The following is a 15,020-nucleotide window of genomic DNA, read 5'->3' as shown; positions in this document are numbered from 1 at the left end:
TCATAGGCCTCCCCGGAGCGTCGAATCTACTTTTGTAAAGCTAATGCGAGATCAGGAATGCGTTTAAAAGATTATCCCCAAATTATCCGGAAAGCCTGGGCGGGCTTCGATAATTCCATCGGGGTCAAATTTGTAGAGGACATCAGTGCGAAAGTTTCCACCAACCACGTTTTCCGGGTTACGCTCGATAACGACGACAAGGTAGTCGCCAAACTTTCATATTTCGGAAAATACGAACATTTCAAGGAAGATCACCGGATCATCCAGGCCCTTGCCAATAACCTGCTTTACCCTTTCGAGAACGTTCTTGCGAAGTCGCTGGTGAAGAATAATCAGGTTTATACGTACCGTTATCAGGAAGATTTCGTAGACACATGGGTGGTGTTTTACAACCCGATCCGTGCCATGAACCGGCTCCCGCGGCGCCTCGAAGAGGACCATATCCGCAAGCTGGGCGCAGAAGCCGCCAAATTCCATCAGGCATGTTTCCGGGCAAGCCGGTCCATTCCAAAATCTTCCAAAAACCTGCGGACAGACATACACCATTTGCTGGAAATCCTCGAAACCGATACGGGCCAGTATGAGCACCGCGGTTACATCAATATCCTCAAAAAGCAATGCGATATTTTCATGAAAAATATCCAGCGGCTGAACGTCAGCTCGTTCGACCTCATGCCTGTTTTTGTGGACTGGAACATCGGGAATTTCTCCGTTACCGACGATATGAAGCTCTTTTCGCGCTGGGATTACGACTGGTTCCGGGTATCGTCGCGGGTGATGGATTTCTATTTTTTCAGCCGGGTGTGCTCCAACGTCGGCGACCGCACCGTGTTCAGCTATCTTATCGGCCCGCTGATGGAAGACCGGTTTATGATCTTTTTACAGGAATATCATAAGGTGTATCCGCTGACGGAAAACGAGGTGCGCTTCATGAAGGAAGCCTACCGCTTTTTTATATTGAATTATGTGATCAAATATGGCAAATATTTTTTCCACCGCTCCTATTGCACCAAGCTGCAACGGGAGGCCTATGAATTATATTTCCCGTCGATCGACGGCTTCGATGCCGACAAAATTCTCCGCACACTGAAAATCTAGCATACCTCCTTTAATCAACTTCACTCCAAGACACCAACTGTATGGTCCTCGATAACTTCAAATCCGTCATTTCGAAATACGACGTAATTTTCTTCGACGCGTTCGGCGTGCTGAAAACCTACAACGGGCTGATTCCGGGCATCGAAAATACATTCGCCTACCTGCGCGAGCGCGGAAAGGACTTTTATGTAGTTACAAACGACGCATCCCGCAGCCCGGAGCAGCTCGCGCAAAGCTATGTGAACCTGGGTGTGTACGACGTTACGCCCGACCGCATCATATCCTCGGGCATGCTCGCGCGCGAATACCTCGGTTTGAAAGTGAGACAGGGCGTAGTGGCATATTTAGGCACAGAAAATTCGGCGCATTACATTGAAACGCCTGACCTCAAAACGCTTTCAATCCGTCAGCTGGATTTAAATAATGTGGCGGATATCAATGCGTTGGTGTTTTTGGATGACGAAGGCTTCGACTGGAACACGGATCTGACCAAAACGCTGAATCTGCTTCGCAAACGCAACATTCCGGTAATCGTGGCCAATACCGACAAAACTTACCCGGCATCCAAAAGTCGCGTATCTTTCGCAATCGGCGCATTGGCCAAGATGATCGAGGACACCATCGGCCGGCAATTTATCCGCTTCGGTAAACCGGACCCGCAGATGTTCATTTTTGCCTACCAGCATATCAAAAACTATCCGAATGTGAGCAAAAAGGAAATCCTCATGGTAGGCGACACGCTGAACACCGACATTCTCGGTGGCAATAAATTCGGGCTCGATACCGCGCTCGTGCTCACGGGCAATACCCAAGCGGAAGATGCCGAGGTACGTATCCGTGCGACCGGTATTATTCCGACTTACATTTGCGTTTCGGCGGTGGTGGAATAACGTTATTCGCTCCGCAAGCATACGACTGGGTTGGTTCTTGCCGCCCGCATGGATTGAATGGAAATAGTCAGTAGCGTGATCAGAGCTGTTATCCCAATGGTCAATGCGAAAATCCACCAGCCGACATCGATGCGGTACGCATATCTTTGGAGCCAGTTGGACATCAGGAACCAGCCCAATGCCGCTGCGGGTACAAAACCTGTGACCAGTAATCGCCCGAAATCTCTTCCGAATATCCAGAGCACCTGGTTCTCCGTCGCGCCGAGCACTTTTCGCACGCCGATTTCTTTCGACCGCGATTCGGCCATAAAAGTGACGAGGCCGTATAGCCCGAGGCAGCCGATCAGGATCGCGATGGCGGAAAATACGCGGATCAGGCCCAACAGTATTTGTTCGGTAGAATAGAAATCGTTGATCTTGTCTTCCAAAAAACCGGAATGATAAACATTCTCCTGAAACAATGCATTCCAGGCCTTTTCAATGCGGGGTAAGGTCGTATCCATCGTGCCGGTTTGAAGCTTAATGGCCGTCATGGCATAAGCCGTAGGCTCGTTCACCACGACCGCAGGCTGCGCGGAATTGCTCAGCGGGTCCAGGTTAAAGTCCCTGATAACGCCGACTATCGTACGTTCGCGGTCCCAAAGCCGGATGTCCTTGTTCAAAATGTCGACCGGATTGCCGATTCCAAGCTGTTTTAGCATCGCCTGGTTTACCAGTGCTTCCCGACGTGAAGTATCCCGGGATTCGAGGTTCCTACCTGCCAGCATTCTTAATCCAAAAACAGGCACATAATGGTCGTCTCCAATCCGTACACGCACCTGAAACTTTTCCTTTTCAGTACGATGATCGAATGTAAATGGCTCATCGGTATCCATTTGGGACATAGGCGGCTCGCCAGCCAGCGCCACGGCCTGCACACCCGGCATGGTACCGAGCCGATTGGTCCAGGCATCGGTTCTCGCAGCATTGCCGCCCGGAAGGCCCACCATCAGAATGGCTTCCGGATCAAATCCGGGATCAGCCGTTTTCAAATGCTTCACCTGCGCCGACATCACGATCACCCCGATAATGAAAAGCTGCGTGATAAAAAACTGCACGACCACCAGGCTCTTCCTCACCGAAAACTTTCCATCGCGCCGGGCGCCCGGCCTGCCTTTCAATGCAGCTACCGGATTGAAGCGGGCCATCACAGCCGACGGATAAAGTCCCGCCAGCAGGATCACCAGCATTACCAGGCTTCCAAACCACCACAATGCATGGGTATTCAATAAATCCAGCACAGAAATGTCTGGACGCAGCATCCACAATGCGCCGTTCAGCATCGGCAGGTTCAATTGGGTGAGCAACAATGCCATGACAAACGCCGCCCCACATAATATCGCCGTTTCCAGCATAAACTGCCCAATCAACTGCGCCCGCGAGCTGCCCATCGTTTTCCGCACGCCCACTTCCTTCGCCCGTCTGACGGCCTGGGCTGTGCACAAGTTGATGAAATTCACACAAGCCGCAATCACCAGAAATACACCGACAACGATCAACGCGTATAAAACGGGGCGCGGCGCCGGACCGTAACCGGGCATATGGAACATTTCGTGCAGCGGGATCGTCCGCATTTTGTATGTTCCTGCGTCTTTTCTACTATAATGCTTCCGCGTGATCTCCGTTAACGTTCGGTCCAGGCGGGCCACACCGACACCTTCTTTCAATGCCACCCAGCACATGGTAATCGGTTCGCCCCAGGCCTGCATCATGCCTGGGTCATTCCACAAGCCCGGCAGCGTGGAGTAGGAAATGAGCACATCATACCGCAGTTGGGTGTTTGAAGGCGGGTTTTCGATAATACCAGTTATCGTCAGGTCTGTTTTGTTATCCAGGCGTAACATTTTGCCGATGGCCTGGTCAGTACCAAAGTACTTTTTCGCATATTCCCTCGATAGCACGGCTGTATTCGGAGCGCTTAATGCCGCTCGCTGATCACCTGCTGCCCATTCGGAATCGAAGACTTTGAAATACTCCGGTTCTGTAAAACAGATATTCCGGGATTCCTCAAATTTTTTTGACATGCCTCCCTTCCCATCCGGGACGCTCACCAATGCGCCGAATACATTGTTCAATCGCACGGCACTTTCCACAAATGGATATTCATCGCGAAGTACTTGTCCAAGCGGTCTCGGCGTCACATCGGTTGGCTGCGGTTTATCATTCAAAATATCGGTAACGACCCAGTAAATGCGCTCCGATTTGGTGTGATAGCGGTTAAAACTAAACAGGTAACCCACAAGCAAAAAAATTACCAGCCCGCTCGCAAGCCCAACCGACAGGCCCAGGATGCTGACAATGCTGGTCGTACGATTGCGCCAAAGGTTGCGCAGCGCAATTTTGAAGTAATTGTTGAACATGGCCTGGTATGGGGTCTGATGATTCGGATTAATTTGTGTCCTTAATGCCTTCGACCAGCCTGCCCGCTCGAATCCGAAACGCAGGCGGATGAAGCCTATTACATTCAGGGAATAGCGTCGGCTCGCCTCCTTTTGGCCAAAAGCCAGGTAATCAGCTTGAAAACGCTCATGGAGATCGCCCTGCACTTCTTCCACCAAATGGGGTGTGCATAGCAACCTGAGCAGGGCATCGGCCCAGCGGGGAGGCTTAGGAGAATTCATATGGCGGGTATTAAAGTGTCCGGTCCAATCGCATTCCAAAGTCGGTTTCGCATCTCCTTGATCTCCGATAATGTTGCGCCACCCAATGCCGTCACCGCAAACAGTCGCTTGCGCCTGCCGCCACGTTCGGCCGTGGCTTCTCCCAGATGCGATACGAGCATCCCTTTTTCTTCCAACCGGTGCAATGCCGCATGCACCGCGCTGATATTGGCCGAGCGGCCGGTCTGATCCTGCAACTCATCAGCGATCGCCACGCCGTAGGCCTTCTCTTTAAGAATAGCCACGGTCAACAGCACCAGTTCTTCAAACTCTCCAAGGTAGATCCGCTTCATGTTTTATATTTTTCACTTTTGTAGATAAAATAATTGTGCCAATTTAAAGGATACCTATATATCAATTAATTATTATAAAGTAAAATGATTTTTTGTCCGTAAGCGGACGCTTGTAATTCGTTAACGGACAGCAGGAATCGCCGAAACGGGCACATAGTACTCTCGGAACCGCTCATCTTCCTGCCCGGCTTCGACGGCCTTGCCTAGTTTTCGTAACAGGACTGCGCGGTTTTGATGGCATTGCCCGGCAACCCAGGAATCGGGAAACGAACGGGCTGAACGGGTAAAAAGCTCATAGGATTCACGTAGCAATGCAGTGTCCCGCTTCGTCATGAATACTTTACCTTCCTCAAAATCCTGCCGCCACCGCTTTGCAATGGGGGGTCATACGCTCGGCTTCCTGAAAAACCTTGAATGGGGGAATAGCGGGGACTTTTGAATTTTTCGCGGCAATAGGCGCGACCGGCTTCGAAAAGAATGCAATCACTGCTTCCAAATAGGCCATAGCCTCCCGTCGGTTGTGTTCAGGTTGTTTCAATCGCTGTTCTTCGGAAGGGTTCGTAAAAAATGAAGCTTCCGCCAAAACCGCGGGTATTCCGTAAGTGTTTCTAAGCACCGAGGCACCTGCGTCGGCGAAGATGGTAAAGTCCGAGACCAATGACACCGGCGTGCCGGGCTTATGCAGATATTTGAGCAGCCGGGCGGCCAGTTCTTTACCAAAATCGACACTCGCGACATTTTCCGACTTGTTTCCATGAAAATAAATGATGGGAAAATTGACGGAAGAATCGGCTGTCGCATTGTGGTGAATGGAAACGAAAAGATCGGCTTTACGGTTTTTGGCGAGCGTCGCGCGATCAGGCAGCGGCACCTGAATGTCCTCTACCCGCGTCATGACTACCCTGGCCCCTTTCTTTTCCAGCAGTTTTTGCAACAGTAAGCCAACGCGCAGGTTAATCCACTCTTCCCGCTCGCCGCCGGGACCGACCCGGTAGCTGTCCGTGGCAGCCGTGCCACCATGGCCGGGATCGATGCAAATGATTTTGCCTTTTAAGGGTTTCCGCCTCGATTGGGCGAAGGCAACCGACGCGACGCCGGCGAGCAGTAACAGGACCAGTAGAATGCGGTTCATGCGAAACAATATAATGGATTCATAAATTAGGAATGATCAGGCGGTTGCGCAAGCCTTCCCGACGGTTTCCCTGGTTTATCCTTTTTCCTGCTATTTTTGCCGGGAATCTTTCAATTTACTTAAAGCACACACTTATGCTTGCGAAAACCTACGGAAGCGCCGTGTCCGGCGTCGACGCCACCATCATTACCATCGAAGTCAATGTAGGCCAGGGACTGGGCTTTTATATGGTCGGCCTGGCCGACAGCGCTGTAAAGGAAAGCCAGCAGCGCGTGGAGGCGTCCCTGAAACACTGCGGTTTTAAAATGCCCCGGCAGAAACTGGTCGTCAACCTGGCACCCGCCGACATCCGTAAAGAGGGTTCGGCATATGACCTGCCCATTGCCATTTGTACATTGCAATGCTCCGACCAGCTCGTTTGTACACGCTCCATCGAGGATTACTTTATCCTGGGCGAGCTCTCGCTCGACGGGATTCTCCGGCCCATTAAAGGCGTCCTGCCGATTGCCATTGAAGCGCGTAAACAAGGCTTCAAAGGCATTGTCCTACCCGCCGAAAACGCACATGAAGCAGCCATTGTCAATAACATCGATGTAATACCCGTCGAAACGCTGGCGCAGGCCGTCGGCTTCTTCAAGGGCGTTCAGGACATCGAGCCGCTTCACGTAGACACGCGCGACCTGTTCTTTACCTCTCAAAACGAATACGAGGCCGATTTCGAGCACGTACAAGGCCAGGAGAACATCAAACGTGCGTTGGAAATTACGGCAGCGGGCGGGCATAACGCCATTATGATCGGACCGCCGGGGGCTGGTAAAACGATGCTTGCGAAACGCATACCTGGCATATTGCCGCCGTTAAGCCTGCCAGAGGCATTGGAAACGACCAAAATCCATTCGGTAGCCGGCAAGCTCGGCAAAGAGGCGACGCTCGTTTCACGCAGGCCGTTCCGTTCGCCGCACCATTCGATCAGCGATGTGGCGTTGGTGGGAGGCGGAAGCTATCCGCAACCGGGCGAGATTTCACTGGCCCACAACGGCGTGCTCTTCCTCGACGAGCTGCCCGAATTCAAAAGATCCGTACTGGAAGTAATGCGCCAGCCTCTGGAAGAGCGAAGAGTGAGTATTTCCAGGGCGAAAATGGCGGTAGAATATCCCGCGAACTTCATGCTGATTGCCAGCATGAACCCCTGCCCGTGCGGCTATTATAACCATCCCGAAAAAGAATGCGTCTGCGGCCCGGGCGTTGTTCAAAAATATCTTAACAAAATCAGCGGTCCGCTTCTGGACCGCATCGACCTCCATGTAGAAGTTACGCCTGTCTCCTTCGATCAAATTTCTTCCACCCGCAAATCCGAGAGCAGTGAGCAAATCCGCACGCGTGTGATCAATGCCCGCCAACGCCAGACCGAGCGTTTCAGGAACCATAAGGAAATCTATTCCAATGCGATGATGACGCCGGAAATGGTCAGGCAGATCTGTATCATCGAAGATTCCGGCAAAATGTTGCTCCGTAAAGCGATGGAGCGCATCGGTCTCTCCGCACGTGCCTACGACCGCATCCTCAAAGTCTCCCGCACCATCGCCGACCTCGCCGATAGCGACGATATCAAAGTCGAGCATTTGGCCGAAGCGATTCAATACCGGAGTCTGGACCGGGAGAACTGGGCTGGATGACCGTGCTAATAGTCTATTTTTTCACCTTAAACTTTGTTAAATTTGGAAACACTACAACTGACCAAAGAGATGAGTAATCGTATCGTTTCGGAAATCATGAATGTGCCGGATGCCTATCTGGTGCTGGATGCGGTACAAAAAGCGCTTGATGAAGAACAGAAGCGCCGGTTGAAATTTTACAATGACATTACCGGAGAACAAAAGGTAGAGTTCATAAACGGCGAAATCATTGTTCACTCTCCGGCGCAGAAGCAACATGGCAGGATATTCTTTCGCCTCGGCCATCTGCTCGATATTTATGTCAACAGGGAAGGGCTAGGTTTGGTTGGAGGAGAAAAATATATGGTTGCTCTCACTCGCAATGATTATGAGCCGGACCTGTGCTATTTCAGAAAAGAAAAAGCAGATAAGATGACCGATAAACAGGTGCTTTTTCCAGCACCCGATTTTATTGTCGAAATTTTATCTCCGTCGACAGCGGCTCGTGACCGCGGTGTAAAGTTTAGGGACTACCAGGCACACAGAATTGAAGAGTACTGGATAGTTGACCCGGAAAGTCACACAGTCGAGCAATATCACCTTTTCGGCGACGAATATCAGTTGATTCTCAAATCTGCGGTGGGCGACATTAAGAGCTTCGTAATTGACGGCTTCCAGATTCCGATTGTCGCCATTTTCGACGATGCGGAGAATCTGAAAGCCATTCAAAATCTATAATTCCCTCAACTACTCAAAGTTCCTCTACGCTTACCCCGCCCAATTCCTGAAAGAGTGTCTGCCAATAATGCGTCACGTGCGGGTTGTTCTCCTTACTAGAAGCCGTCGGCTCGAACGGCGATACGATCGTCACCTGCGGAGAGCCAATTGCATACCGTTCCAGCTTTTTCGTATCTTCTTTGGCATCCGCCTCCGCTTCCGCGTCGCTCTTCGGCGGATTGGCATGAAAATCGCGGCGGTCGGTGCCTTTTACGCTTTCTACCATATCACTGAAATAGTATACCTTCACTTGTGAACCACTTTCTCCGGCTTTGGCGATTACAGGCAGACTGGCCCAAATGTCGGTCGAGAGGTTTGACGAGCCGGTGTTCTGCTGGTTGAGCTTCGCAAGCAACTGGCGTAGGTAAATGCTCTTTTCCTTCTGCAAAGCCAATTGGAATGCTGTTTCAATACCCTCGCGGTCGGTAGCATTCGCTCCTTCGAGGTCATCGCGTTCGCTCCGAACGGTGAGCGACAACGCACGGGCTTTCGAAGTGTTTTCGTGGATAAAATATACTTCCAGTTTATCCCCCTTGTTCTTCATATTGTTCTCCACGATATCGGTAAGCGCCTGGCGGTATTTCTGGTTGACATACTGTTTATCCACATGTACGCTTTGGGTTTTATCCAGAAACACGATGGTATAAACCGGCGCGTCGGGAACGGCCCGGGTGGCCTCTTTCTCGCTTCCGCATGAAACTATCGTCAGGAATAATACCGCAAGCAGCAGGCGGCTTGCCTGCGCCCCGAATTTGCTGAAAAAGGGGTGATGGGTCTGATGATTCATAAATGGAATTTATTTGGCTAAACTAATTGGTTCTTCAAATATTACACAACGCCAAACGGTGGCTATACGCATTTATTTTAATACAAAAAGAAAACCCTTCAAAACGCGTGCCTTGAAGGGTTTTTCAGGATGTCAATTGGAATATTACTGCTGCTGCGCCTGTTGCTGGATCATCGTTACCAGTTCCTCCGAAATACCGGTGGAAGAATAACCGCCGTCGTGATACAAGTTCTGCATGGTCACGAAACGGGTCAGGTCGGAGAACAGGGTAATGGCGTAGTTCGCGCAATCGTCTGCCGAAGCGTTCCCCAGCGGGCTCATTTTTTCCGCAAAATCATAGAATGCGTCGAACCCTTCGATGCCCGAGCCGGCCTTGGTTTTGGTAGGCGACTGCGAAATGGTATTTACACGTACATTTTTGGCTTTTCCGTAGCGGTAGCCATAGCTGCGCGCAATGCTTTCGAGCATCGCCTTGGCTTCGGCCATGTCGCTGTAAAAAGAGTAGGTTCTTTGGGCCGCAATGTAGGATAATGCCACAACCGACCCCCATTCGTTGATCGCGTCGAGCTTTTCCGCAACCTGAAGAAATTTGTGCAGTGACAACGCGGATATATCTACGCCCTTCTGGAACCATTCGTAGTTCAGGTCACCATAAGATCTGCCTTTACGAACGTTCAGCGACATTCCGATCGAATGGAGTACGAAATCGATCTTGCCGCCGAGGATCTCGGTCGATTTGGTAAAAAGGTTCTCGATATCTTCCAGGGAAGTAGCGTCGGCAGGAATGATCTCGGCGTCGCATTGCTTCGCCAGGTCGTTGATTGCCCCCATGCGCATCGCAATCGGCGCGTTGGTAAGTACAAACGTGGCACCTTCTTCCTTTGCTTTCAGCGCTACTTTCCAGGCAATGGAGTTTTCGTCCAATGCACCCGATATAATTCCTCTTTTTCCTTTTAATAAACCGTAAGCCATGTTTCCTTTCTTTGTTGATATTAGGACGTCCGTTCAAGGCGGCAAAGTAAAGCATTTTTCATCGGTTTAACCACAAATTACCCCCTCACAATGCCGTTTCCGTACCCGTTCAAGGTTGAGCGGCAGCGTTTTCTACTGGTTTCATGTGCAGCTTTTCCTGAAAAAACCGGTCTGTGGCCTCGTACACGCTCTTTACGTCTTTCGAACGCAGACGCGATGCGATCACGTGGTCGCCGCTTTCGGGGAATGCTTTTTCTTCTTTCAGGCCTGCGGGTGTTCCGAGCCCTTCGAACATCTTGCGGATCGCCTTTACCGACACTACTTTGTCCTGTTCTTCATCGTTTTTATAATAATACCCTACAAAAACGGGCATTTTGATCTCCTTGTAAATCTCCGGCCGGGCGATGGCGTCGATCATCTGCTGTAAAGTCGTGAGCCCGTTCGTATGATAGCCCTGCAACCAGAACTGCGCCTGGGCCGGAAGAGAGTCTTTACCCATGTTATGCGTCCCCATTACCTTATGCAGAATCTGCTGCCCCCACGGGCCGGTTACGAGCTTCATAGCCGGATTTGCAATGGCCATACAGGGCGAGTAAAGGACAAGTCCCTTGATTTCCGGGTGCGCAGCGGCCAGGTAAACCGATAGTAATCCGCCCGCCGAAGTGCCGATCACGATCACGCTGTCGCCCAAAACCTTCCCAATAGCCAGCGCCCGTTTTGCACCCGCCAGAAAATTGGCGGGCGTCAGGTCGTCGAATGCGTTCGTATCTGCGATACCGGCATCGTGCATACGCGCGAGGTAAAGGTTCGCGCCGTATCTTCTTGCCAGGTCTTTATGAACAGGGTCGCCCTCCGCCCAGCTGGCGCCGAAACCATGAATATATACGATGCTATACGTCGTTTTCTGCTTCAAACTGTCGTTGGCCCACACAATGCGCGCCTCATTATCGGGTTTGAGCAGCGGAATGGCCTTTTCAGTCCGGTTTATTTCCTCTTCCAGTTTCAGAAGATCGCCGGTGACGGTAGGCAAAACGGGCGTAAGGCGTGCTTCGGGCACTTTGGGGCCTGACAGGAACACTACACCGAGGATCACGAGGATCGCAGCGACCCAGAGGATGAATTTTAACATTTTTTATGAGTTAAGAAGGTTTCAGAGATACGAAAGATCGCTAGTTTTATCGGGTTAATTTACGCATGATGTCACCATTCAGCAAATTCTGTTATCCCTGCGCCAATGCCCAATCTCTTACTCGTTGAAGATGACGCCAACCTGGGGATGCTTCTTCAGGAGTATCTGACCGATAAAGGCTTTCCTACCGACCTTGCTACTGATGGCCAGAAAGGATGGCAGCATTTCGTCGATAAAGAATACGACCTGTGTATTTTCGATGTGATGATGCCTAAAAAAGACGGGTTTTCGCTTGCCAAAGAGGTCAGGATGAGTGGGCGTGATGTGCCGATCATTTTTCTAACGGCAAAGTCGATGAAAGAGGATACCCTGCAGGGCTTTCGGGTGGGAGCGGACGATTATGTGACGAAACCTTTCGACCGCGAGGAATTGCTGATGCGCATCCACGCTATTTTACGACGATACGCGCGACAAGCAGACCAGCAAGAGGAGACAAAGGTTTTTCAGATTGGTCAATATACTTTCGATTACGACCATCAGCAATTAGCCATCGGCGAAAATTCAGCACGACTGACGAGTAAGGAATCGGAACTGCTGCGGCTTTTTTGCCAGAACCTCAACCAGCCCATCAGCCGCAGCTTTGCACTCAAAACCATTTGGGGCGACGATTCCTATTTCAATGCACGAAGTATGGATGTTTACATTACCAAGCTCCGCAAATATCTTCGCGACGATCCATCCATACAGATTATGAATTTGCATGGGGAGGGTTTTAAGCTGATGGTGGGGTAAGGGAGGAAAGGAGAAGGAGGAAAAAGGAGAAGGAGGAAAGGGCGAGGAAAAAGGGCTGTTCGGGAAACTCTGCGTTTCTTTGTGTCGTTTTCCATTTAATGTTCCATAAGCTTTAAATAAAAGCCGACGGCCGAGAGCCGATCGCCGAATGCCTATCATGATCCAGTTATCCCGTCGTCCCCGACGCAATAGAAAATCCGCAGGAGTTCGTGACCTTGTTCAGGAAACCAATTTACAGGTATCCGATTTCATTTTCCCCATGTTTGTCGTTGACGGCACGCGGCAGAAGTCCGAAGTGAAGTCAATGCCCGGCATTTACCGCTATTCACTCGATAACCTGCTCGAAGAACTCAAAGAAGTGACCGACCTCGGTATCCGGGCCATCGATCTTTTTCCGAATTATCCTGAAAGCAGAAAGGACCGTTTCGCATCCGAGAGCTACTTCGAAGATACTTTTTACCTGAAAGCCATCACGGCCATTAAAGAACAGTTCCCGGAGCTGGTGATCATGACCGACGTGGCGATGGACCCGTATAGCTCCGACGGCCACGACGGCCTGGTCGAAAACGGCAGGATATTGAACGACGCCACCCTTGAAATACTCGCCAACATGTCGCTCGCGCAAGCCAAAGCCGGTGCCGACATCCTGGGGCCGAGCGATATGATGGACGGCCGGGTGGGTCACATCCGCCGGCACCTCGACGCTCACGGTTTTACCGACGTGAGCATCATGTCGTATTCCGCCAAGTATGCCAGCGCATTCTACGGTCCGTTCCGCGACGCGTTGGAATCTGCGCCCAAGTTCGGCGATAAAAAAACCTACCAGATGAACCCGGCCAACAAGCGCGAGGCGTTGCTCGAAGCACAGCTGGATTTCGAGGAGGGGGCCGATATGCTGATGGTTAAACCCGCATTGTCTTACCTGGATATTATCCGTCTGCTCGACGAAAACTTTGATATTCCGATTGCCGCCTACAACGTGTCGGGCGAATATGCGATGGTGAAAGCCGCAGCGCAAAACGGCTGGCTCGACGGCGAACGGGCAATGATGGAAGTGCTCACGAGCATCCGCCGTGCGGGTGCCAAATGCATTCTTACCTATTTCGCGAAGGAAGCGGCCGTGATATTGAACAAACGGTAGCGAATTCCTATTGCCGCAACATAGAATGTGAAGATGTCTGATTATCTTACGTCTTCACATTTTTCTTTTCGACATCATTAAAACCAGTCATGAAGCTGTCATTACTACTATTACCGCTCGGTTTGGTCCTTACCCTTCCCGCCGAAGCTCAGAAAAAAAATTCTTCGTTACCCGAATTTCAGGTAAAAAAATCGGAGACCGAAGCGCATATCCGCTTCCTTGCGGGCGACGAGCTCATGGGCCGGCGCACGGGCGAGCAGGGCAACTTCGTAGCGGCACGCTACATTGCCGAGCAGTTTCGGAAAATGGGCGTCGTGCCCGTGCCGGGGAATGCCGAAACCGGCACATCCGGCTATTTCCAACGTGTACCATTCGAAAAAATGGGCGCTAATGGCACCGGTGAAATCGTTGCCGACGCGGAGATCATGAAAAGCGGTACCGACTGGCTCCTGATGGCCGGCGATGCGGCGGATTTGAAGGCACCGATCGTATATGCGAGCTATGGGCTGGAAAATGCGGCTAAAAGCTGGGACGATTACAAAGGGCTGGATGTAAAAGGTAAAATTGTGTTGGTAGAAAGTGGCACGCCGGAAGCCCAAACGACCTCCGAGCTCTTTGCCACTTCCGCTGAAAAGCGCAAAATCGCTCAGGACAAAGGCGCTATTGCGGTCATAGAGCTTTTTAATGCTGCAGTGCCCTGGAATGTGGTAAGCAAATTTTTTGCAGGCGAAAAAATTTCGCTGGCGGAAGGCAATACCGCCGGATCCATTCCACATGCCTGGGTTAATGGTAAGGAAGCCAGATTTGCCCGTGCATTGCGCGCGGTGAAAGAGGTCACTTTCAAAACATCCGGCAGGATCGCGAAGCCCATTTACAGCTACAATGTGGCCGGTTACATTCCCGGTACGGATCCCAAGCTGAAAGAAGAATATGTGCTGCTTTCCGCACATTACGACCACGTGGGCGTGGGTAAGCAGGGCGGACAAACCTACACGGCCGAAGACAGTATTTTCAATGGCGCACGCGACAATGCATTTGGCGTCACGGCATTGCTTACCGCCGCCGAAGCACTAGCCAAAAACCCTCCGAAACGTTCCATCGTTTTGGTAGCGCTCACCGGTGAGGAAGTAGGATTGCTGGGAAGCAAATATTACGCCTCGCACCCGATCATGCGTTTGAACAAATGCATTTTCAATATGAATTCCGACGGTGCCGGTTATAACGACACCACCATCGTTTCGGTGATGGGCCTCGACCGTACGGGCGCACGCGCGGAAATCGAGGCGGCTTGCAAGGCGTTCGGCCTGGGCGTTTTCGCCGACCCTTCTCCCGAACAGGGTCTTTTCGACCGGTCGGACAATGTGAGTTTCGCCAAAGAGGGCGTTCCGGCACCGACATTCACACCGGGCTTCAGGGAATTCAACGGGGATATTATGAAAAACTATCATCAGGTAACGGATAACCCCGAAACCATTGATTTCAATTACTTGCTGAAATTCAGTCAGGCCTATACTTACGCTGCCCGGCTCATTGCCGACCGCAAAACCGCACCGCAATGGATTGCGGGCGATAAATACGAGCCGGCCGCTAAAAAGTTATATGGCAGATAATCCTGTTTTAATATGAAAAAAAGGCCTCAGGAAACTGTTCCCGAG

At 51.2% G+C, this 15,020-nt stretch carries 14 protein-coding genes; 7 read left to right on the top strand and 7 right to left on the bottom strand.

What is annotated here, in order from left to right; translation table 11 throughout:
* The first annotated feature begins 57 nt into the window (after nt 1–57).
* Both ABV298_RS14770 and ABV298_RS14765 read left to right on the top strand, forming a co-directional pair.
* The gene (locus ABV298_RS14770; protein ID WP_353722833.1) at nt 58–1,098 is read left to right on the top strand and encodes a hypothetical protein; all 1,041 of its coding nucleotides are present in this window, start codon (nt 58–60) and stop codon (nt 1,096–1,098) included.
* A 41-nt stretch (nt 1,099–1,139) separates the two neighbouring features.
* The gene (locus tag ABV298_RS14765) at nt 1,140–1,988 is read left to right on the top strand and encodes a TIGR01459 family HAD-type hydrolase (protein ID WP_353722832.1); all 849 of its coding nucleotides are present in this window, start codon (nt 1,140–1,142) and stop codon (nt 1,986–1,988) included.
* 2 nt (nt 1,989–1,990) lie between these two features.
* Here ABV298_RS14765 and ABV298_RS14760 read toward each other — a convergent pair whose 3' ends face one another.
* The 4 genes from ABV298_RS14760 to ABV298_RS14745 all read right to left on the bottom strand — a co-directional run bounded on the left by ABV298_RS14760 (nt 1,991) and on the right by ABV298_RS14745 (nt 6,112).
* Nucleotides 1,991–4,648: an ABC transporter permease gene (locus ABV298_RS14760; RefSeq protein ID WP_353722831.1), complete on the bottom strand. Its 2,658-nt coding sequence runs from the start codon at nt 4,646–4,648 to the stop codon at nt 1,991–1,993.
* Nucleotides 4,645–4,980 (bottom strand): helix-turn-helix transcriptional regulator, encoded by a 336-nt coding sequence (locus tag ABV298_RS14755; RefSeq protein ID WP_353722830.1) that lies wholly within the window; start codon nt 4,978–4,980, stop codon nt 4,645–4,647. Before ABV298_RS14755 ends, ABV298_RS14760 begins: the two co-directional genes overlap by 4 nt.
* A gap of 120 nt (nt 4,981–5,100) precedes the next feature.
* The gene (locus ABV298_RS14750) at nt 5,101–5,313 is read right to left on the bottom strand and encodes a hypothetical protein (RefSeq protein WP_353722829.1); all 213 of its coding nucleotides are present in this window, start codon (nt 5,311–5,313) and stop codon (nt 5,101–5,103) included.
* Nucleotides 5,314–5,329: 16 nt separating this feature from the next.
* Entirely contained in the window at nt 5,330–6,112 is a 783-nt protein-coding gene (locus ABV298_RS14745; RefSeq protein ID WP_353722828.1) for an N-acetylmuramoyl-L-alanine amidase, read from the bottom strand.
* A gap of 134 nt (nt 6,113–6,246) precedes the next feature.
* Here ABV298_RS14745 and ABV298_RS14740 point away from each other — a divergent pair, with 134 nt between their 5' ends.
* Nucleotides 6,247–7,788, top strand: a complete 1,542-nt coding sequence (locus ABV298_RS14740; RefSeq protein WP_353722827.1) for a YifB family Mg chelatase-like AAA ATPase — start codon at nt 6,247–6,249, stop codon at nt 7,786–7,788.
* A 42-nt stretch (nt 7,789–7,830) separates the two neighbouring features.
* A complete protein-coding gene (locus ABV298_RS14735) occupies nt 7,831–8,505 on the top strand; it encodes a Uma2 family endonuclease (RefSeq protein ID WP_353722826.1) in 675 nt (224 codons plus the stop codon).
* Nucleotides 8,506–8,518: 13 nt separating this feature from the next.
* Here the strand turns inward: ABV298_RS14735 and ABV298_RS14730 are convergent, their stop codons facing one another.
* The 3 genes from ABV298_RS14730 to ABV298_RS14720 all read right to left on the bottom strand — a co-directional run bounded on the left by ABV298_RS14730 (nt 8,519) and on the right by ABV298_RS14720 (nt 11,432).
* Nucleotides 8,519–9,331 (bottom strand): hypothetical protein, encoded by an 813-nt coding sequence (locus ABV298_RS14730; protein WP_353722825.1) that lies wholly within the window; start codon nt 9,329–9,331, stop codon nt 8,519–8,521.
* Between the two features lie 144 nt (nt 9,332–9,475).
* On the bottom strand, nt 9,476–10,303 hold the full coding sequence (locus tag ABV298_RS14725; RefSeq protein ID WP_353722824.1) for an SDR family oxidoreductase: 828 nt from the start codon (nt 10,301–10,303) through the stop codon (nt 9,476–9,478).
* Nucleotides 10,304–10,412: 109 nt separating this feature from the next.
* Entirely contained in the window at nt 10,413–11,432 is a 1,020-nt protein-coding gene (locus tag ABV298_RS14720) for an alpha/beta fold hydrolase (protein WP_353722823.1), read from the bottom strand.
* Between the two features lie 105 nt (nt 11,433–11,537).
* Here ABV298_RS14720 and ABV298_RS14715 point away from each other — a divergent pair, with 105 nt between their 5' ends.
* The 3 genes from ABV298_RS14715 to ABV298_RS14705 all read left to right on the top strand — a co-directional run bounded on the left by ABV298_RS14715 (nt 11,538) and on the right by ABV298_RS14705 (nt 14,975).
* Nucleotides 11,538–12,224: a response regulator transcription factor gene (locus ABV298_RS14715; RefSeq protein ID WP_353722822.1), complete on the top strand. Its 687-nt coding sequence runs from the start codon at nt 11,538–11,540 to the stop codon at nt 12,222–12,224.
* Nucleotides 12,225–12,381: 157 nt separating this feature from the next.
* Nucleotides 12,382–13,365 carry a porphobilinogen synthase gene (hemB, locus tag ABV298_RS14710; RefSeq protein ID WP_353722821.1) on the top strand — a complete coding sequence of 328 codons (984 nt, stop codon included), beginning with the start codon at nt 12,382–12,384 and terminating at the stop codon, nt 13,363–13,365.
* A gap of 89 nt (nt 13,366–13,454) precedes the next feature.
* Complete coding sequence (locus ABV298_RS14705) at nt 13,455–14,975, top strand: M28 family peptidase (protein ID WP_353722820.1); 1,521 nt, start codon at nt 13,455–13,457, stop codon at nt 14,973–14,975.
* Nucleotides 14,976–15,020: the final 45 nt, after the last annotated feature.

Source organism: Dyadobacter sp. 676 (assembly GCF_040448675.1).
In the GTDB taxonomy this organism is placed as follows: Bacteria; Bacteroidota; Bacteroidia; order Cytophagales; family Spirosomataceae; genus Dyadobacter.
This window is presented reverse-complemented; position numbering and strand designations above follow the sequence as displayed.